The organism is Chryseobacterium sp. MEBOG06 (assembly GCF_021869765.1).
Lineage (GTDB): Bacteria > Bacteroidota > Bacteroidia > Flavobacteriales > Weeksellaceae > Chryseobacterium.
Genome location: NZ_CP084580.1, coordinates 4,301,494 through 4,321,153, shown reverse-complemented (window position 1 = coordinate 4,321,153; position 19,660 = coordinate 4,301,494). Strand labels below are relative to the sequence as shown.

The window sequence follows — 19,660 nt, the reverse complement described above, 5'->3', positions numbered from 1 at the left end:
TTAATAAATGCTGTATTTTTTCCTAACAGTGTTAATGATTTGTTCAAAAAAAATTACAGAATTTTTAATGTGCAATAGGGTCGATAGTTTCCATAATTGAAAAATTGTTTAATGTTGATTCTATATATAAAAAAGATGAGGTGTAAGTATGTTAATTTTGCTAACGGTGTTAATTCGTATGAAAAAAATGAGTAATTTCAATCTTTGAATTTGTTGGGGTTTCCCATAAATAGTTTTAATTTTTAGTTACGATTTGCAGTGCGTTAAACAAACTAAGTGTTATATTTCCTAACGGTGTTAATTTTTGATTCAAAAAAAATTTACAAAGACTTAATAAAAGCCGAAACAGTTTCGTCTAAAGTTGTTTTATTCATGGTAGACGGAATATCTGCATTACGCATCATCATAATAGAGATCATACCATGTACCGCTGAGAACAGTGCATGAGACATATGACAGGCATTATCCGGATTTGAACCACTTTTCTTGATAATCTCGTAAGTACATTCATAAATCATCTCCTGGAACGATGAAAATTCTTTCTTCATCTGACCTTTTCCACAGCATTGCATTCCCAAACCAAACATAAGCTGGTAGTATTCTTTATTCTTAAAAGCAAAATTCCAGTACGCATCCACAATGGCAACAAGCTGCTCTTCCGGAGTATCATGCTTTTTCTGAGCTTTTAATAATTCTATATGTAAGTTGTGAAAGCCATCCAGAGAAATTTCAAAGAGGATAGCTTCCTTGTTTTCAAAATAATCATACACTACAGGAGCGCTGTATTCAATAGCATCCGCTATTTTACGCATGGAAAGCGAAGCCCAGCCCTCAGTTTTGGCCAAAGTAAATGCAGCCTGCAGGATATTTGCACGGATGGATTCTTTTTCTCTTTGACGGCGTTCATGTAGGCCCATGATATTTCTTTACTAACAGTGTTAGCAAAACTACAAACTTTTAACCATATCTTCCAAAGGTTATTTAAACTTTAACATTTAACTAAAGTTTATAAATTCCCGAATGGGCTATTAATAAAAGAAATATCTATCTTTGCGTTAAAGAAAAAAGGATATGAATACTCCCTCAAATATGTTGGCATTAGGAACAAAAGCTCCGTTTTTTGAACTTCCTAACCCGTCAAAAACCAATGAAATTCAGTCTTTGGAAGAACTGAAAGGAGAAAAAGGAACATTGGTAATCTTTATGTGCAACCACTGCCCGTTTGTTCTTCATGTAATCGATAAGATCAACGAATTGTATGAAGATTACAACGAAAAAGGAATTGAATTCATTGCCATCAATGCTAATAATATTGAAAAATATCCGGATGATTCTCCTGAAAAGATGATTGAATTCCAGATTGAAAGAGGATTCGATTTCCCTTATCTGTTTGATGAAAGCCAGGCAGTAGCCAAAGCATATGATGCGGCATGTACACCTGATTTTTATTTCTTTGATGATAAGCTGGATCTTGTATATAGAGGTCAGATGGACGAGTCAAGACCTGGAAACAATAAGGAGGTGACCGGAGAAGATTTAATCATTGCTTTTGAAAATCTTTTGGCAGGCGAGCCTCAGGAAGAAATTCAGAGACCTAGCATGGGATGTAATATTAAATGGAAATAAGATGATCAATTGAAAATGGAGAGGTGAAAGTTATTTTGACCGACCCATCTCAATCTCTATATTTTAAATAAATAAAGCTGTTCTTTTTGGAACAGCTTTTTAAATTATAACACTTTTTTATTTACACTCAGGAAAGTGATCATAAATTATTGTACTAAAATAGCTTATGTAAATTACCTGCCCTTACGGCTTTCCATAAACTGAAAATTATTGGCAAAATCCTGCAATTTTTTAAAAGGTGGCTTTAGCCTTTACATCACCTTCAACTTTCAAATCCACACTCACTTTATTATGAGAATAATTCTTAATAAACTCAGAAGGTGTTTTTCCTGTATATTTCTTAAACATCCTGTTAAAATAGGTCACATTATTAAACCCGCATTGGTAGCTGCATTCAGAGATAGACTTATCCTGGGTCATCAGTAGGCAGGCTTTGTTGATTCGGTAGCGGTTTACAAATTCTGTGAAAGTGATCTGGGTTGCCTTTTTAAAGAAATTACAGAAAGCGGGTAAAGTAAGATTGGCCAGTTTTGCTACTTCTTCAATATTAATTTCTTTATCATAATGATGTTCTACATACGTAAAGATATTTTCAAGACGGGTTTTATTCTTGGAAATAATGGTATAGGGCATAATTTCTTTGTTGAGAAGATCATAATCCTTACACTTCGAAAGTTCAAAAAGAATATCCAAAAGCAATAAATATCTTTTATAGCCTTCAAGCTCAGGCATCATCTTAAGTTTGGGAAGCATTGCTTTTTTTACTTTATGATGAAAATGAATCCCATATTTTGAAAGTTCCAGTAAGTTTTTAATAGATCTGGCTTCCACCTCCTGCTGCGGGAACTGTAGAATTTCCTCTTTGAATTGCAGTACGATTTCTTCATGTGGGTCAATAGAATTCAGGCCAAATCCGGAATGGGGAATGTTAGAACCAATCAAAACGAGATCTCCATTAGTATAATTGCTTTTATGATAGCCCACATGACGGGTGCCACTCCCGGTAATAACACAGACGAGTTCTATTTCAGGATGATAATGGTATTCCCATTTGAACTCTGAAATAGGGGAGTTATTATGAAGCGTACGGAACGAGCTCTTATCGCTAGGTATGACTCTTTCAAAAGTAACTTTCATTTAGTTAATCATATTTAATCATTAAAAATACTAATTATATTAATATAGTTCAAATATTCATTTACTGTGTTAAATTATCGTTAATAGAAATGCTTCTATCTTAGCCGGCAAGAAATGATCTCTATGAAAAATTTCAACATAAAGGCAGTATTATTTTTGAACTATTTTGTTTTCGCAATTCTTTTGAATTCTGTGGGAACAGTTATTCTGCAGGTTCAGCAAAACTTTGGAATCTCGAAATCTTCTGCCAGTATTTTGGAAGGTTTCAAAGATCTTCCGATTGCTGTATGCTCATTCATTTTAGCATCATTTCTGCCTAAGATCGGAATTAAAAACTCAATGCTGACCGCTTTATTTTTGGTAAGTTGTATGTGTTTTGTAATGCCGTTTACCAATAGTTTTTGGGTTTTCAAATTATTGTTTGCTATTGTCGGGGTTTCCTTTGCATTGATCAAAATATCCGTTTTCACCTCTATTGGCCTGGTAACGGAAACAGATAAAGAGCACTCAAGCTTCATGGGATTTCTGGAAGGTTTTTTTATGATTGGAGTATTGGCAGGGAATATTTTATTCAGCTTATATATTGATGATCATAATCCGCAGTCTACGCACTGGCTGAACGTATATTGGGTGCTGGGAATCCTTTCCGCCTTGTCATTTCTGTTTTTATTCTTTTCAAAATTAAATGAGAAAGAAGCAAAAAGTGAGAAAACGGATTTATTGGGTGACCTGAAAAATAGTGCCAGTCTCTTCAGTTATAAAAAAGTGCTGTGCTTTTTACTGTGTGCCTTTCTTTTTGTATTGGTAGAGCAAAGCTTTCAGACGTGGACACCTACATTTTACAAGGAAATTTTAAAAGTTCCAACTTCAATGAGTATTCAGGCAGGAGCCGTTTTGGCAGGAGCTTTTGCTTTGGGCAGATTTTTATCAGGTTTCTTTTCCAAAAAATTCAGCTGGATTTATGTTGTTTCATTTTGTGTTGTTGGTTTTGCAATAAGCTTACTTTTAGTATTGCCTCTTACCCATAACATCCATATTGATACCAATACAAACTGGATGAATGCTCCGTTGGTAGTGTATCTGTTTCCTTTGATGGGAGGTCTGTTAGCACCTATTTATCCAAGCATTAATTCTGTAATTCTGGCTTCAATACCCAAATATTTACACAGTGCAATGTCTGGTCTGATTGTCGTTTTTTCAGCAATCGGGGGAACAATCGGTTCTATTATCACCGGTTTTGTATTTCAGGAATTTAGCGGGCAGCAGGCATTTTACCTTTCCTTGATTCCGCTTTCATTATTGATCATATCAGCTATTTTCATGAATAAATTAAAAATAAATCCTACAAAATAAAATGAATAATCAACTTTATATCAACGAAATTCAAAACCTTTTTGATGCTGTACAGAGATCTGAAATCTTTGAAGATCAAAAAATGATGACAGATGCTGTTCCATTATTTCCCATCATTAAGATCAATGAGGATTACGAAAAATTAAAGAACAATGAAGGTTTTGATCTTAAGGAGTTTGTCATGTCTCATTTTGATTTTCTTGGAAAGATTTCTATTCACAGAGAAAACCAACTGCCGATTAAGGAGCATATTGAAAAACTTTGGGATGAGCTTACCCGTACCGCTTATGAAGAAAAAGGAACTCTTCTGAAATTGCCGGAGCCTTACATTGTTCCGGGAGGACGTTTCAATGAGTTTTTCTATTGGGACAGCTATTTTATTATGCTGGGGCTTCAGGTTTCCGGCAGGGTAGAGATGATGGAAAATATTGTGGAAAACTGCTCTTACCTGATCCAGAATGTCGGGTTTATCCCGAATGCGAGCAGAACACATTTCTTAAGCCGTTCGCAGCCTCCTTATTTTTCATTGATGCTGGATCTGCTTTTTGAAACCACCCATAAAGAAGAAATCTATACAAAATACCATGACAGCCTGGAAAAAGAATACGCCTTTTGGATGAATGGAGAAAAAGATCTTGAAAAAGGATCAGGTATAAAAAGAGTGGTCAAAACTAATGACGGAGATATTCTGAACCGTTATTATGATGCTGAGAATTCTCCGCGTCCTGAAAGCTATCTGATTGATATTGAAGATGAAGAAAGTGCTTCAGGAGAAGAGTTTTACAGAAATATAAGAAGCGGCTGTGAGTCAGGCTGGGATTTTTCCAGCAGATGGTTTGCAGACGGGGAACATATACAGACCATAGAAACGCTGAATCTTGCAGAAGTAGATCTGAATTGTCTTTTGTGGCATTTGGAAAAGACCCTGGCAAAATCTTCGGCGTTTCAGAATTTTAAGGAAAAAGAAAATTATTTTACTGAAAGAGCAGCAAAGCGAAGACAGATGATCAATAAATATTTCTGGGATGAAAATACAGAGATTTACAAAGATTATCATATTAAAAAAAACACAGTAACACCGTCTGAACATATTGCGGCTCTTTACCCATTATTTTTTGGAATTGCAGAGGATAAGCAGGCTGAGGCTATTGCTAAAGCAGTGGGCGACAAGTTCCTATACCAGGGAGGTTTGGTAACAACTACAAAGAATTCGGGACAGCAGTGGGATCTACCCAACGCGTGGGCACCTTATCAGTGGCTGGGCTTTAAAGCCATGAAAAATTATGGGTTCCATGAACTGGCAGAGAAAATAAAAAATAACTGGTGTTATAATGTAGAAAGAGTTTACAAAAACACCGGAAAACTGATGGAAAAATACAACGCATTAGATACAGAAACGATAGCAGGCGGCGGGGAGTACCCTAATCAGGATGGATTTGGTTGGACGAATGGAGTGTATTTAAAATTACAACAAAACTGAAACTAACAATAAAAATAAGGCTATGAAAAAAAAATCAATCTTTTTAATCGCCGCAACAGCTACGTTATACTTTAATAATGCTTACGCCCAGGAAACTCCGCAGGATTCTGCAAAAGTTTCTTCTATCGATCAGATTGTCATTACTGGAAATTCCAGTCCAAAGAAAAAAATAGAGTCCAGTACTGCAATTTCAACATTTAGTGCCAAGGAAATTCAAAAGCAGAATCCTATCAGTGCCGCAGCTTTGTTGCAGAGAGTACCGGGATTCGCTGTAGAAACTTCAGGAGGAGAGGTGGGAAATAACCTTTTCGCAAGGGGAATCCCTTCTGCCGGAGCTTATGAATTTGTACAGGTGCAGGAAGATGGTCTTCCGGTTTTTGAAGATGGTGCTCTCCAGTTTGCCAACGCAGATAATTTCTTTCGTGTAGATAATTCAGTGAGCCGTTTAGAAGCTTTGAGAGGAGGTTCAGGATCTATTTATGCCAATAATTCTCCAGGAGGGCTTATCAATTTTATTACCAGAGAAGGGACTAATGATTTTAAAGGAACAGCAAAGATTGAAACCAGTACCTATGGATTGATGCGTACAGATCTTAATCTGGGAGGAGCCTTAGTGAAAGATAAATTATTTTTTAACGTTGGCGGATTTTACAGAACAGATGACGGCATCCGGAAAACGGGTTTTAAAGCAAACAATGGCGGACAGGTGAGAATGAACCTGAAGTATGTATTGGATAAAGGTTATGTGAAGGTTTATTATAAAAAACTGGATGACAGAAATACATTCTATCTTCCTATTCCTTTGCTTCAGGATGGAAATACGTTGAAAGAATTCCCCGGATTTGATGCAAACTACGGAACTTACAGCTACAGAAATATCGGACAGCTTAACATTCCGCAAGCTGGGGGAGGTTTTTTCAGTAGAGATCTTGAAAACGGAATCCATCCGAAAGTAGATGTTGTAGGAGCAGAGTTTAAATATGATCTCGGAAATAATTTTACGGTTTTAAACAAAACAAGATATACGAATATCGATATGAATTACACCGGGATTTTCCCAGCAGGAGCTCCGTATACAGCGGCAGATTTTGCAAAGAAAAGCGGTATTTCCGGAAATAATTACCAGTATTCATTAGCAAGCGGTGGGGGAGTTGTTAATCCTCAGTTTGTACAGGAGCTTGGTTTCTGGGCAATCGACAAGAAGATGAATAATTTCGTCAATGACCTTCAGTTCAATTATAAATTCGATAAAGGAAATGTGACGGCTGGTTTTTATAAATCAAACTGGAAGTCGACCCAGTACTGGAACTGGAGTAATATTCTTACAACAGCCACAGACAGACCGGAGTTACTGAATCTGGTAGATACTTCTCTTACTCCGTCAAGCACAGGATATTCCAAAACTTATAACGGTATTACAGCGATGTCGTTTCTGCTCAGAAATTCACAAATCCAGGGAAGTCTGAACGATGTATACCTGAATTTGGATTATAATATCACCGATGCCTGGAGCTTCAACGGTGGAATTCGCTACAGCCGTGATTATTATAAAGGATACGGAGTGAATACAACTAAGGCTAATCTTAATAATTCCGGACTGACCACTGACGGAACGCACAGCTTTGCGACAACCACAGCAGATGATAATATGTCTGTTCTGGGAAATCAGTATACGTATTGGTATTATGATGTAAACAAGGTTTCTTATACCTTGGCAACGAATTATAAGATCAATAGAGAAAATGCAGTATACGCTCGCTTTTCCAATGGTTTCAGATCTCCGAATGAAGAAGCGTATTACAACAATATGACCAATCTGAGCCAGATCAAACCTGTACTGACCAATCAGCTGGAAATAGGATATAAATACTATTCCCGTACATTTGATATTGCCGTAATTCCGTTTTACTCCACCTTGAAAAATCTTTCATTCACAGATGTTTTCTCGGACGGAACTTCTGAGAATAAATTTGCCAATACCACCAATATTGGGGTAGAGATCGAAGGGTATACAAGACTGTTCAACAATATTCTTGAAGTTACTTTTAACGGAACGATTCAGAATCCGAAGTATAAAGATTTTAAAGGAAGAAATGCAGATGGTTCTACATTTGATTACGATGGAAATCTAGTACGAAGAATGCCGAAGTTCTATTTTAATATTTCTCCTGCTGTGAATATTACCAAAGAATGGAGAGGTTATGTAAGCATGAATTATTATGGAAAACGTTTCCAGAATGAAGGAAATACCGATGATAATATTCTGCCTTCGTTCACCGAATTTGGCGCAGGAATGTCTTATCAGCTGGGGAAAATCCGCTTTGCTGTAGACGGAACCAATATCTTTAATACAATTGGAATTACCGAAGGAGACCCAAGGTCAACTTCCACTGTAGGAAACATCAGAATGGCGAGACCTATCATGGGTGCTGCAGCCAGAGCTTCCATCACATTAGATTTCTAAACACTATTTCTTTATAACAATGAAACCGTCAGGACTGATTTCCCTGGCGGTTTTGTTTTGTCCTGTTAGACAATTTTTTGTGATTTCTATTTAGATTGTCTTACGTGTATATAGAGTGTTGATCTATTATTCTGTTGAATCAAATGTAAAGAAGTCCGTTATTTCATCCCAGTTCTTTTGGGTTAAAGGTGAGAGCCAGGTGTTAAATTCGTATCGCATATCAATATTTTCATACTGACATATTTGTTGAATACCCTCTATTAATCCCGACAAAATTAAATTTTTAACTTCGGAATCAGCATCCTTAAGGACGATTTCAACTTTATCAAAAAATGATTGAAGATCTTTCGATTTTTTCTTTTGAAATAACTCTATTACGAAAGCACTGATCGCCATCATATCAAAATACAAAAGTCGCTCACGACTGTCTTTATATTCTTTATTGTAATATTCATCCCAATTTTTTTTCAAATAGGGTGAATCTGATACCAGCAAATCAAATACAGTCTCAATCTGATTTATGTTGTATGCTTTGTCCATAAACTTTATTCTACGCCCAATTTTAATGCTCCCATCTTCCCTTAAATTTACCATTACGGAATGATCCATTCCCTTTTGCCAAAATCTCACAATCCGGAAGCTCACGAGATATTTGTAAAAGACTGTCAAATTTGTAATTGTTGTCATAAACGTCAATAACAAGCATGTCAAGACACTGTAATGCCGTTAATTTTTTCAATCCATTTTCAGTAATTGATGTTTCTTGTATTTGCAAATTCTGTAAATAATACAATTTCATCAAATGGGGAATACAGTCGTCTGTAAGTTGTGAGTTGTCTTTTAATCGAAGATACTTCACTAGTTTTAGATTCTGTAAATATTGTAAACCGTCATTAGTAATTTCAGTATCCTGTAAATCTAAATTTTCAATCCCTCTGCAGTTGGATACATGGGCCAAACCTTCATCGTTGAGGTTGGTATTGGTAAAAGTTGCAGAGGTAAGATTGGGGAACTGGTTCAGATAAGACAACTCATTGAAATTATTTAAAGATTCTCCCCATTCCAGCGAGAAATGTTCACTGTTGATATCATAGTAATGATTTCCTATTTTTATTGAGTTTTTCAATGAGTGGTTATTTAGTAGAGGTGTATTTCCAAAATTATAGTTCAAAAGAACCCTGTTTCAAAGAAATGTACAATATATTTCATTACAACAAGGTTCAATTTATGGAAATACCAATTTGTAATCTTTGGAGTTTTAATTTTTTTACTTCAGAAACGGATTGTATTGTTTTTCAAACCCAATCGAAGTAGGGTTTCCATGCCCTGAAAATACCTGAGTATCATTGTCCAAAACAAAAAGCTTTGTTTTAATCCCATCGATCAGCTGATCATAATTTCCTTTATACAAATCTGTTCTTCCGATACTGCCTTCAAAAAGGACATCACCGGAGATCATGAATTTCTGATTTTCATTATGATAAACTATACTTCCCGGAGAATGCCCCGGAACATGGTAAATTTTGAATTTTTCTCCATCCAGTTCCAATTCGTCTCCCTCTTTTATATATTCAATATCTACTTTTACAGGATCGATCTTCATCCCGAATCTTACTCCGCTTGCCTGAAGCATATCCAAAACATCCTGATCTTCCTGATGCATATTGACCGGAACTTTGAAGGTATCAAAAGCCCACTGAAGCCCAAAGACATGATCAATATGAGCATGCGTCAGAAGAATTTTCTGGATTTTCAGCCCATTTTCAGTAATGAAATTACTAATTGCCTGAGTTTCCTGTGCATTCATATTTCCCGGGTCAATTAACCAGGCATTTTTATTTTCGTTGTAAAGGATGTATGTATTTTCACTTGCGAAGTTGAATACGAAGCCTTGAATCTGAAGCATAACTGAATATTTTTTATTCAAAAATACGATATTATTAAGAAAATGGCTATTTTTCGTTATCTTCGTCATAATGAAAACTTTGCGAATACTCTTACTCTCTTTGGGTGGGCTGGCTTTTGGACAAAAGATCCAAAGTATTCAGCTGTTCAACCCTCAGACCAATGACGAAACTCCCGTAATCAAGATGGGAGAACAGTTGGTGTTAAGTTTTGATGATCTTACCAATGGCAGTAATATCTACCGGTATACCATCAAACATTATGACAGAAACTGGAATGATGATAACCTGTTTTTTACAGAATTTGCAGCGGGAAGCATGAATGCACTTCTTGATCAGTTCCAGTATTCTTTCAATACACTTCAGGCTTATACACACTATAAGCTGACTTTTCCAAATGATAAAATACAGCCAAAGATTTCAGGAAATTATGAATTGATCGTGTATCAGGATTCTGCAGATCAACCTCTCTTTAAAAAACGTTTCTATTTGGTGGAAAATGGTGCTACCATGGCTTTAAATATTTCAAGATTAGCAGACGCAAGAAATCCAAACCTGAACCAAAGGGTAGAAGTGAAAGCAAGTTCGGCAGGAGGAGATATCTCTTCAAATGTCAACTCCATGACTCTGAATGTAATGCAGAATAATAATCCAAATATGGTTATTACGAACCAGAAAGCAAGTACTGTGTTAGGAAATCAACTGCTTTTCCAGCAGATGAATCTTGCTTTTCCTGGAGACAATGAATTTTATTATTTCGATAATAAAAATATGAATATTGCGGCAGACATGGTTCGGGCAACCGAAATAAAAGATGATGTTAATCAGACTTATCTGCACCCCGTATGGGCTTTCCCTCTCAATTATCAGTATCAGCCCGATGTGAATGGGGCATGGTATTACAGAAGGAATGATTTAGGAAGAGAAAGAGATGCGGAGAGAGAAGCAGACTATTCGTGGGTTTATTTCTATCTGGACTCAGATCCTGTAGATAGGGATATCTATGTTCTGGGAGGGTTCAATAATTTTATGCCTGCTAAAGAAAATCAGATGCAGTATGATCCGGCCACCAAACAGTATGTTGCCAGAATATTTCTGAAGCAAGGATTTTATAATTATGTTTTAGCAACCAAGCAAGGCAATGGGCCTTTGGATTTTGGCGAAGTAAATGGTAATTTCTGGCAGGCAGAAAACTTATATCAGGCCTTTTTATACTATGCACCTTTTGGAAGAAACTATGATGGATTAATGGGGTATGGAGAGTTCAGAACTCCTATTGGAAATAAGCGTTAATAATCTTTTACATAATTTCAATATAGTAAATGGTGAAATTAAACAGGCCGTCTCGAAGGAGATGGCCTTTGCTTTATGGATTATACTGTTGAAATATCAGAAATCAATTTAACAGATGATATAATGTGCTGCATAACGAAAAAATTAATTCACAAAATATTGATTTTAATTAAATATATTAATCAAAAATATACATTGCGATAAAATTATATTTAAATTATTTTCTTTTTTTTAAAATCATTATTGTGTTTTGTTTATTGATTTATTTTATCAATTGAATTTTTATTAAATAATAAATCAATATATTGTGAAAAGTTTATAAATTCGTTTTCACAACCAACAAAATATTATTATGAAAACAAAATTTATCTTAGCAGTAAGTATTGCTGCCTGCTCTTTTGTTTTTGGACAAAGCACACCATCAAAATTAGTTCCGGGTAAAATCGGATTACACGCAGATTTTATGCGATTTGAAAAAGACGGACCTGCTTTCCAGGGAAGCCCGGTTTTATTTGACGAAACTTCTCAGAGGCTTTCACCAGGTCAGGCAAGAAAACTTGGGCTGGAAAAAGACGCGCTGGGATTTGAAACTTACCGTTTTCAACAGACCGTTAATGACATTCCTGTAGAATACGGAATGATGGCTGTACAAACCAAGGATGGAAAGATTGTAGGAGAAACAGGAAAATGGGTTTTGCAGCTTCCACAAAGAATGGATAAAAAAGCCAATATTTCTGAAAGTACAGCATTGCAAAGTGCTTTATCTTTTGTAAGAGCAGATGTTTACAAGTGGCAAAACAGGGAAGAAGAGGATTTTCTTAAAAAAGAATCCGGTGATCCTAAAGCAAGCTTTGCTCCGAAGGGAGAACTTGTCTATTATTCAGACCCTGATGATGAAAGATTAAGTGAGCTGAGATTAGCTTATAAATTTGATATTTATGCAGAAAAACCATTAAGCAGACAATATGTTTTTGTAGATGCAAAGGATGGGAAAGTTCTGGGCGTAGATGCGATCATTCATGAAGTAAATAGTCCGGGAACTGCTACAACAGGTTACAGTGGTAACCGGAATATTGTAACCGATTCTTATAATGGAAGTTACAGGTTGAGGGAAACAGGAAGAAACGGAGGAACCGCCGTAGAAACTTATAATTTGAAAAAAGGGACCAATTATTCCACCGCTGTTGATTTTACAGATACAGATAATATATGGAATAATGTGAATGCCAATAAAGATCAATATGCTACTGATGCCCATTGGGGAGCAGAAATGACGTTGGACTATCTGTATACAAAATTCGGGAGAAAGAGTATTGATAATAACAACTTTGCGATCAAATCATATGTACATTATTCTACCAATTATTTTAATGCATTTTGGGATGGTTCAAGAATGACTTATGGAGATGGAAGTTCTACTACGAATGGAGGAAAACCTTTAACAGCAATTGATGTTTGCGGCCACGAGATTACCCACGGGATGACCTCCAAAACAGCAAACCTTGCTTACCAGAGAGAATCCGGAGCTTTGAATGAAGGCTTTTCTGATATTTTTGGAAATTCCATCGAACGTTGGGCAAGACCTACTCAGGCAAGCTGGACACTGGGAGAAGATTTCAGCTATGTCATAAGAGATATGGCGAATCCTAATGCCTACAGTCAGCCGGATACCTATTTGGGAACTTACTGGAAGGCAACCACTACTTCAGGATGTGCTTCCCCTAGTCAGGCTAATGATTATTGCGGGGTACATACCAATTCGGGAGTTCTTAACTTTTGGTATTATTTATTAGTGACAGGAGGATCTGGAACTAATGATAAAGGCTTTGCTTATAATGTCTCAGGAATCGGACTGGATAAAGCAGCGGCTATTGCTTACAGAACATTAACTTCCTATCTTACTTCGTCATCTACTTATGCCAATACAAGAACTTACTCTCTTCAGGCAGCCGCAGATTTATATGGAGCAGGCAGTAATGAGGTGACGCAGGTAACTAATGCCTGGAATGCTGTAGGCGTGGGTGGAGGAACTTCTCCGGCAGGAAAAGCAGCAGTAGCAGATACTCCGCTTTATACAATAAGTCCAAATCCGGCAACAGACAGATTCACAGTAGCCTTTGAAGGAAAACAAGGAAAAGGAACCATAGAATTGATAAGCTTAACAGGAAAAAGAGAAATTTCTGAAAAGGTAGAAATTACGGATGGTATCAATAGATTGAATGTACAGCTTCCTTCCAATATTCTTCCTGGAGTATATATTGTAATGGTCAACGGGCAGAAAGCAGGAAATCTGATTAAAAAGTAAACCAAATTTTTAATATATTTCAATGAAAAGGCCGCAAAATATTTGCGGCCTTTCATGTATTTTGAACAAAGAGAATTATACCAGGTAAAAATCATTCAGTTTCTCTTCGCAAAGTGTTTTTACTACATCAATCCAGCGGTCTTCATCATTCAGGCAGGGAATATATTGGAAACTTTCACCACCACCATGCATAAACTGCTCTTTTCCTTCTACAGAAATTTCTTCCAATGTTTCAAGACAGTCTGAAACAAATGCGGGACAAACAATAGCCAGATTTTTTACACCTTTTTTAGGGATGGTTTCCAAGGTTTCATCTGTATAAGGTTCAATCCATTTATCTTTTCCTAATCTTGACTGAAAAGAAACAATTGTCTTTTCTTTTGGAAGTCCCATTTTAGCAATTACGGCTTCCGTAGTTTTATAACATTGATGTCTGTAGCAATATGCGTTGTGAGTGTCTACCTGACTATTGATACAGTTGGCATCATCAATTTTACACGTATCGGACGGATCTGTTTTATAGAGATGCCTTTCAGGAACCCCATGATAAGAAAACTGCAGGGCATCAAAATTTTCAGGAAGCTTCTCTTTAATGCTTTCTGCCAGACAGTTGATATAAATCTCCCTATTGTAGAAAGGCTGGATATAATTGATCTTTACTTTTGGGAACTTCTTTTTTCTTACTTCTTCCGCTTTTTCAATAACAGTTTCCGTTGTACTCATGGCATACTGAGGATATAAAGGAAAAAGAACAATTTCTGATACTCCCTGATCTACCAGCTTCTGAATACCGGTTTCAATACTTGGTTCCGCATATCTCATTCCGATTTCTACCGGAACATCCACCACTTTCCGAAGTTTTTTCTGTATTCTTTCTGTAATGAAAATCAGAGGAGAACCTTCATCTGTCCAAACTGTTTTATACGCTTCAGCAGATTTTGCAGGTCTTGTTTTCAAAATAACTCCCTGAACGAGAAGTGCACGAAAGATCCAGCGGTAATCGATCACCCTCTCATCCATCAAAAATTCATCAAGATATTCCCTTACATCGTTTACAGCTGTAGATCTTGGTGATCCAAGATTGACCAGTAAAATTCCTTTATTATTCAATATTCTAAATTTTAATTATGAAACAGAGCTTGTGAAATCTGTTACTAATTTTTCTACTTTAGCAAAGGTATCACTTTCAAGCAAGCCATTGCTGTCAAATTTGCCTTTTATCCCTTTTATCAATAGCTGATGTTTATCATCTGTTTTGGCCCCAAGAGTTTTTACAATCAACAATAATTCCTCATGTCCTTTTTCTCCACTTGCAGAGGCAGTGATTACAGCAACTGGTTTTTCAGAAAAAACAGTCGTGGAAACACACCATTCCAACAGGTTTTTTAACCGGCCGGGAATACTGAAAATATATTCTGGTGTCGAAAATATAATGCCTGCCGAGTGTTGAATATCTTCTCTTATTTTCAAAACTTCTTCCGGGGTATTCAGATCCGTGAGTTCAGTATCAAAATGTGGAAGGACAGAAAGATCATTATAGATCTGGAAATCTGCATCAGCATTCTTCTCTAATACCTGCTCAATCAGTCTCTGATTACTGGAATTTTTTGAGGCACTTCCAATAATAACTACAATCCTATTGTCAGGAAGCATTTACAACTGAATTATCCATTTACCGCTTCTACTTTTTCTACAAGATCCGGAACGAATTGTTTTAAAATATTTTCAATTCCGTTTTTCAGAGTAGCAGTAGAACTTGGACATCCTGAGCATGCTCCCTGTAGAAGCATTTTTGCAGTTTTGTTAGCCTCATCATATTCCATTAAAGAAATTTTTCCACCGTCGTTCTCCACTGCAGGAGCTACATATTCATTTAATATATCAGAAATTTTCTGCTCAACTTCCGTATAATCTCTATTGATGATTTTTTCAACAGGGTTTTCGTGTTTCTGAGGTTCAATCTTTGATATCTCGCCTCCGTTTTGAAGATGTTCAGCAATAAGAGCACGAACAGTCATCATTACCTGATGCCATTCTACAGAATTGTCTCTTGTGACTGCTACGAAATTATCAGAAATAAAAACTTCAGTGGCAAAATCAAACTCTTTAAAAATAGCCAGCGCCAAAGGAACTTCCTCTGCAGCTTCTTTTGATTTTACTTCTACGAAACCATCCATAAGTAATTTGCTTGAAACAAATTTCATTACATTTGGATTCGGAGTCATTTCAGCATAGATCTGATACATCTCTTTTTTCTTCTGAAGATAAATTCTAGGGTTAGCCAATAATTCGTCTTCAATCACATTTTTCAGACTTTCAGCAACATGTTCCCATTCAATAGTATCCTGCTTTGCCACAGCTACAAAATTAGCCGTGATGAAAATTCTTTCTACAAAAGGATAATTAAAAAGTTCCTGTGCTAAAGGAATTTCTGAAATATCTGAGTTTCTGTCCAACTCTAATGACCCGGGAATAAGATTGTAATCTGTTACAAACTTCATTACTTTCGGGTTTTCGGTTGGTTCTATAAGTACGGTACGCATTTTTTCGTTAAATTTGAGATACAAAAATACGCATTAGAAGTTAGAAGCTGGAAATTGAGAGTTAGATTTTTGCTATCACTATAATTTAGAAGTTAGATGTCGAAAATTAGAGGGAAAAATGTAACTTTTCAAAATGAGCTCAATATAAATTTTCAAATTAAAACTATGGCACTTGTAAAAGAACTTTTAGGAAAAATCCCACAGATCGGAGAGAATACTTTTTTAGCTGAAACAGCTACAATCATTGGAGATGTTACCATGGGAAAAGACTGCAGCGTTTGGTACAATGCAGTAATCAGGGGAGATGTTCATTACATCAAAATGGGAAACAAGGTAAACGTTCAGGATAATGCAATGCTGCACTGTACCTATCAGAAACACCCTTTGAATATTGGAAACAATGTTTCTATCGGTCATAATGCAATTGTACATGGATGTACAATCCATGATAACGTACTGATCGGAATGGGAGCGATTGTAATGGATGACTGCCTGGTAGAAGAAAATTCTATTGTTGGAGCAGGTTCAGTAGTAACTCAGGGAACGCATATTAAATCCGGAGAAGTTTGGGGAGGTGTTCCGGCAAAAAAGATTAAAGATATTAATGCGCAGTTACTGGAAGGTGAAGTGAATAGAATTGCCGATAACTACGTGAAATATTCTTCATGGTATAAAGAAAATGTGAAAGATTACGAATTATAGGAATTTGAGGAACAAAATTTAAGGGTAAATAACCATTATCTATCTATATAAAAAATTATTATAGAGGTATTTTTGAATAATTTCACCCTAAATTTTTCTATAAATACATAATAAATACAAAAGCTCCGTCTAATGAGGGAGCTTTTGTCGATTTGATATTGAACCTTTGTTTTATTTTGGATCATTGTCCGGCGTAATCAGTCTTACCTTTCCTTTCACACACTTTAGAGCGGTAGGAGAGGGAATTACTGTACAATCAGACATGATATTGTATTTTTCATTAAAAATCCTTACTTTTTCTGTGTAGTCATTAACTCTTTCTAAGAATGCAGTTTCTTTTTCTTTAGGATAGGCAATATACTGCTGAGGTCCGCCACAGGATTTGACACCCATTGGTGCAAATGCCCAGTCACTGGCATCCGTACATTTTTCTCCTGAAACTTCAGATTCAATGGATGCTTTTAATTTATCCAGTTGAGCCTGATCATATTTCTGACTGTCTTCATCAGTAGGCCTGTCAGCAATATCAACAGGGAGATTGATATTGGTATTCTTTGACGCATTACAGGAAATAAGGCTCATTGTAGTACATAATACTAGTATCGGAATATGAAGTAAAATTTTTTTCACAGTAAACTTTTTTCTTTTTAAGAATTTTCAAAACTTATGCCAAGGTAAGAAATTCAATTGATTTCCGTATTTTTGACAACGATGAACAATCATTTTTTTGACTTATTAGAGTACACGAACAGAAGCGTTTTTCTGACTGGTAAAGCCGGGACAGGTAAAACGACATTTCTTAATGATTTTGTAAGACGGACAAAGAAAAAACATGTTGTGATAGCTCCCACCGGGATTGCGGCTATCAATGCAGGAGGAGTTACGATTCACTCTATGTTTGGATTACCGTTGAGAACCTTTCTTCCTACTACAGAAAGAATAGATACCAGCTTGGCCAATAATATTGCCGATCTGATGCCCCATTTCAAATACCGGAAAGATAAACTCAAGCTTTTAAGAGAGGTTGAGATTATCATTATTGATGAGGTTTCCATGTTGAGAGCCGACGTGCTGGATATGATGGATTTCTCGTTAAGGTTTATCAGAAGAAATAACCAGAGGTTTGGCGGAGTACAAATGCTCTTTATTGGAGACCTTTATCAGCTGCCACCAGTAGTAAGGGATGAGCATATTCTGAAAATGTATTACAATTCTCCTTTCTTTTTTGACAGCCATGCTATTAAAGATATTCCAATTGTCACCATTGAGCTTACAAAAGTATACCGTCAGTCTGATGAACAATTTCTTGAAATCCTGAATGCTATCCGTGACGGAGATGTGGCGAATATAGACTTTGATCTTCTTAATAAAAGATATGATCCCGATTTTGATATGGGAAAAGAATCCTATGTCTATCTGTGTTCCCATAATAGGATGGCCGACGAGATCAATCAGGAGAAATTAGCAGGAATCAAAGTGGATGCACAAACTTTTGAGGCTAAACTTGTTGGAGATTTTAAAGAAAACCAATATCCCAATGAGCAGTTTTTAGAATTGAAAATTGGAGCACAGATTATGTTTATCAGAAATGATATTTCCGGGGAAAAGAAATATTTCAATGGTAAATTAGGTGAAATTATTGGATTGGATGAAAATGAGATCCGCGTAGTACTGGATGAAAGTGAAAGGGAAATCGTTGTAAAAAGAGAAACCTGGGAGCAGAAAAAATATTTCCTTGATACCGATAAAAATATTCAGGAAGAAGTTCTGGGAAGTTTTGAGCAGTTTCCTATAAAACTTGCCTGGGCTGTTACTATTCATAAAAGTCAGGGACTGACGTTTGATAAGGTAATTATTGATGCAGGGAAAAGTTTTACAGCAGGTCAGGTATACGTTGCACTATCGCGTTGCAGAACGTTGGAAGGCATTGTTTTAAAATCAAGAATTACTCCTGAAGTTATCTTTAAAGATGAACGAATTCTGCATTTTCATACAGATACAGTGGCCAATGATCATGTTGAAGCCATACTGAATCAGGAAAAGTATGATTACAGTGTCCGAAAAGTACTTCGCACAATAGACTGCCAATGGTTTTTGAAAGAGGTTGAAGACTGGAATAATCTTTCAATTGTTACTAAAAATATTGACCACGTAAAAAGCAAGCAGCTTTATCTGCAGCTAAAACATGAGGCGGTAAACCTTGGGAAAATCTTTGAAAAACTGGAGCGCATCATTTTCCAGAAGGTTAATAATTTTATTGGTGAAAAAGAAGAGTGGTCTGAAATTGAAAGCAAATCAAAAGGAGCCGTTAATTTCTTTTTTACAGAAACCAGAAATAAAATATTTGATCCTTTGAAGGAGTTTTATGCTGAAATCAAAGGAGCTAAAGGCTTGAAGCAATACAACGAAGAATTTAAAAACTGGCTGGAAGATATTGAAGAATATTTAAACAGTCTGAAAGATATTCACCTTCTTGAAACTAAACTTTTAGATGAAAAGAATGATAAAGAAATCAATCTGAAAATTGCTAAAGTTCCGTCACAGGTTTTAACCTTCCAATTGTTTGAACAGGGAAAAACCATCGGTGAAATTGCTTTTGAAAGAGGTTTGGTAAAAGAAACGGTAATAGGACATCTTGCGAAATTTGCAGAGCAGGGATTACTGGATATCTCGAGAGTCATTACCTCTGATAAGATTAAAGTTTTTGAAACGGAGTTCTACAGTAATCCACGCGAAACTTTAACAGAGTGGAAAAATGCGCTGCCGAGCGATTTTGAATTTAATGAGATCAGGATTTTAATCAATCATTATAATTATAAAAAGGAGAGTAATAAGTAATATAAAAAAGGTTTT

17 protein-coding genes are annotated in these 19,660 nt (G+C 36.1%); 8 read left to right on the top strand and 9 right to left on the bottom strand.

Annotation, left to right across the window (positions count from 1 at the left end; all coding sequences use genetic code 11):
- Positions 1 to 320 precede the first annotated feature (320 nt).
- Positions 321 to 917, bottom strand: a complete 597-nt coding sequence (locus tag LF887_RS19710) for a TetR/AcrR family transcriptional regulator (protein ID WP_236855966.1) — start codon at positions 915 to 917, stop codon at positions 321 to 323.
- 154 nt (positions 918 to 1,071) lie between these two features.
- On the opposite strand from LF887_RS19710, the gene LF887_RS19705 reads away from it, so the two are divergent.
- Complete coding sequence (locus LF887_RS19705; RefSeq protein ID WP_236855965.1) at positions 1,072 to 1,626, top strand: thioredoxin family protein; 555 nt, start codon at positions 1,072 to 1,074, stop codon at positions 1,624 to 1,626.
- 231 nt (positions 1,627 to 1,857) lie between these two features.
- On the opposite strand, the gene LF887_RS19700 is transcribed toward LF887_RS19705, so the two are convergent.
- Positions 1,858 to 2,763, bottom strand: a complete 906-nt coding sequence (locus LF887_RS19700; protein WP_236855964.1) for an AraC family transcriptional regulator — start codon at positions 2,761 to 2,763, stop codon at positions 1,858 to 1,860.
- 123 nt (positions 2,764 to 2,886) lie between these two features.
- Between LF887_RS19700 and LF887_RS19695 the strand changes: the two genes are divergently transcribed.
- Genes LF887_RS19695 through LF887_RS19685 form a run of 3 tightly spaced genes read left to right on the top strand, consistent with a single transcriptional unit; the run spans position 2,887 to position 8,060 of the window.
- The gene (locus tag LF887_RS19695) at positions 2,887 to 4,116 is read left to right on the top strand and encodes an MFS transporter (protein ID WP_236855963.1); all 1,230 of its coding nucleotides are present in this window, start codon (positions 2,887 to 2,889) and stop codon (positions 4,114 to 4,116) included.
- A gap of 1 nt (position 4,117) precedes the next feature.
- Complete coding sequence (locus LF887_RS19690) at positions 4,118 to 5,596, top strand: trehalase family glycosidase (protein WP_236855962.1); 1,479 nt, start codon at positions 4,118 to 4,120, stop codon at positions 5,594 to 5,596.
- 22 nt (positions 5,597 to 5,618) lie between these two features.
- Positions 5,619 to 8,060 carry a TonB-dependent receptor gene (locus LF887_RS19685; RefSeq protein ID WP_236855961.1) on the top strand — a complete coding sequence of 814 codons (2,442 nt, stop codon included), beginning with the start codon at positions 5,619 to 5,621 and terminating at the stop codon, positions 8,058 to 8,060.
- Between the two features lie 126 nt (positions 8,061 to 8,186).
- Here LF887_RS19685 and LF887_RS19680 read toward each other — a convergent pair whose 3' ends face one another.
- From LF887_RS19680 to LF887_RS19670, 3 genes are all read right to left on the bottom strand, one after another.
- Positions 8,187 to 8,600, bottom strand: coding sequence for a hypothetical protein (locus LF887_RS19680; protein ID WP_236855960.1), 414 nt, complete (start codon positions 8,598 to 8,600; stop codon positions 8,187 to 8,189).
- Between the two features lie 22 nt (positions 8,601 to 8,622).
- The gene (locus tag LF887_RS19675; protein WP_236855959.1) at positions 8,623 to 9,186 is read right to left on the bottom strand and encodes a hypothetical protein; all 564 of its coding nucleotides are present in this window, start codon (positions 9,184 to 9,186) and stop codon (positions 8,623 to 8,625) included.
- Between the two features lie 141 nt (positions 9,187 to 9,327).
- Positions 9,328 to 9,966 carry an MBL fold metallo-hydrolase gene (locus LF887_RS19670; RefSeq protein ID WP_236855958.1) on the bottom strand — a complete coding sequence of 213 codons (639 nt, stop codon included), beginning with the start codon at positions 9,964 to 9,966 and terminating at the stop codon, positions 9,328 to 9,330.
- 70 nt (positions 9,967 to 10,036) lie between these two features.
- On the opposite strand from LF887_RS19670, the gene LF887_RS19665 reads away from it, so the two are divergent.
- Complete coding sequence (locus LF887_RS19665; RefSeq protein ID WP_236855957.1) at positions 10,037 to 11,257, top strand: type IX secretion system plug protein domain-containing protein; 1,221 nt, start codon at positions 10,037 to 10,039, stop codon at positions 11,255 to 11,257.
- A gap of 352 nt (positions 11,258 to 11,609) precedes the next feature.
- Positions 11,610 to 13,562: a M4 family metallopeptidase gene (locus LF887_RS19660; protein ID WP_236855956.1), complete on the top strand. Its 1,953-nt coding sequence runs from the start codon at positions 11,610 to 11,612 to the stop codon at positions 13,560 to 13,562.
- Between the two features lie 75 nt (positions 13,563 to 13,637).
- Here the strand turns inward: LF887_RS19660 and hemH are convergent, their stop codons facing one another.
- Genes hemH through LF887_RS19645 form a run of 3 tightly spaced genes read right to left on the bottom strand, consistent with a single transcriptional unit; the run spans position 13,638 to position 16,105 of the window.
- On the bottom strand, positions 13,638 to 14,672 hold the full coding sequence (gene hemH, locus LF887_RS19655) for a ferrochelatase (protein ID WP_236855948.1): 1,035 nt from the start codon (positions 14,670 to 14,672) through the stop codon (positions 13,638 to 13,640).
- 15 nt (positions 14,673 to 14,687) lie between these two features.
- Positions 14,688 to 15,215 (bottom strand): NADPH-dependent FMN reductase, encoded by a 528-nt coding sequence (locus tag LF887_RS19650; RefSeq protein WP_236855942.1) that lies wholly within the window; start codon positions 15,213 to 15,215, stop codon positions 14,688 to 14,690.
- Positions 15,216 to 15,226: 11 nt separating this feature from the next.
- Positions 15,227 to 16,105 carry a NifU family protein gene (locus LF887_RS19645; protein ID WP_236855941.1) on the bottom strand — a complete coding sequence of 293 codons (879 nt, stop codon included), beginning with the start codon at positions 16,103 to 16,105 and terminating at the stop codon, positions 15,227 to 15,229.
- 165 nt (positions 16,106 to 16,270) lie between these two features.
- Here LF887_RS19645 and LF887_RS19640 point away from each other — a divergent pair, with 165 nt between their 5' ends.
- Positions 16,271 to 16,807 carry a gamma carbonic anhydrase family protein gene (locus tag LF887_RS19640; RefSeq protein ID WP_236855940.1) on the top strand — a complete coding sequence of 179 codons (537 nt, stop codon included), beginning with the start codon at positions 16,271 to 16,273 and terminating at the stop codon, positions 16,805 to 16,807.
- A 171-nt stretch (positions 16,808 to 16,978) separates the two neighbouring features.
- Here the strand turns inward: LF887_RS19640 and LF887_RS19635 are convergent, their stop codons facing one another.
- On the bottom strand, positions 16,979 to 17,437 hold the full coding sequence (locus LF887_RS19635) for a hypothetical protein (RefSeq protein ID WP_236855939.1): 459 nt from the start codon (positions 17,435 to 17,437) through the stop codon (positions 16,979 to 16,981).
- An 81-nt stretch (positions 17,438 to 17,518) separates the two neighbouring features.
- On the opposite strand from LF887_RS19635, the gene LF887_RS19630 reads away from it, so the two are divergent.
- The gene (locus LF887_RS19630; RefSeq protein ID WP_236855938.1) at positions 17,519 to 19,645 is read left to right on the top strand and encodes a helix-turn-helix domain-containing protein; all 2,127 of its coding nucleotides are present in this window, start codon (positions 17,519 to 17,521) and stop codon (positions 19,643 to 19,645) included.
- Positions 19,646 to 19,660 lie beyond the last annotated feature (15 nt).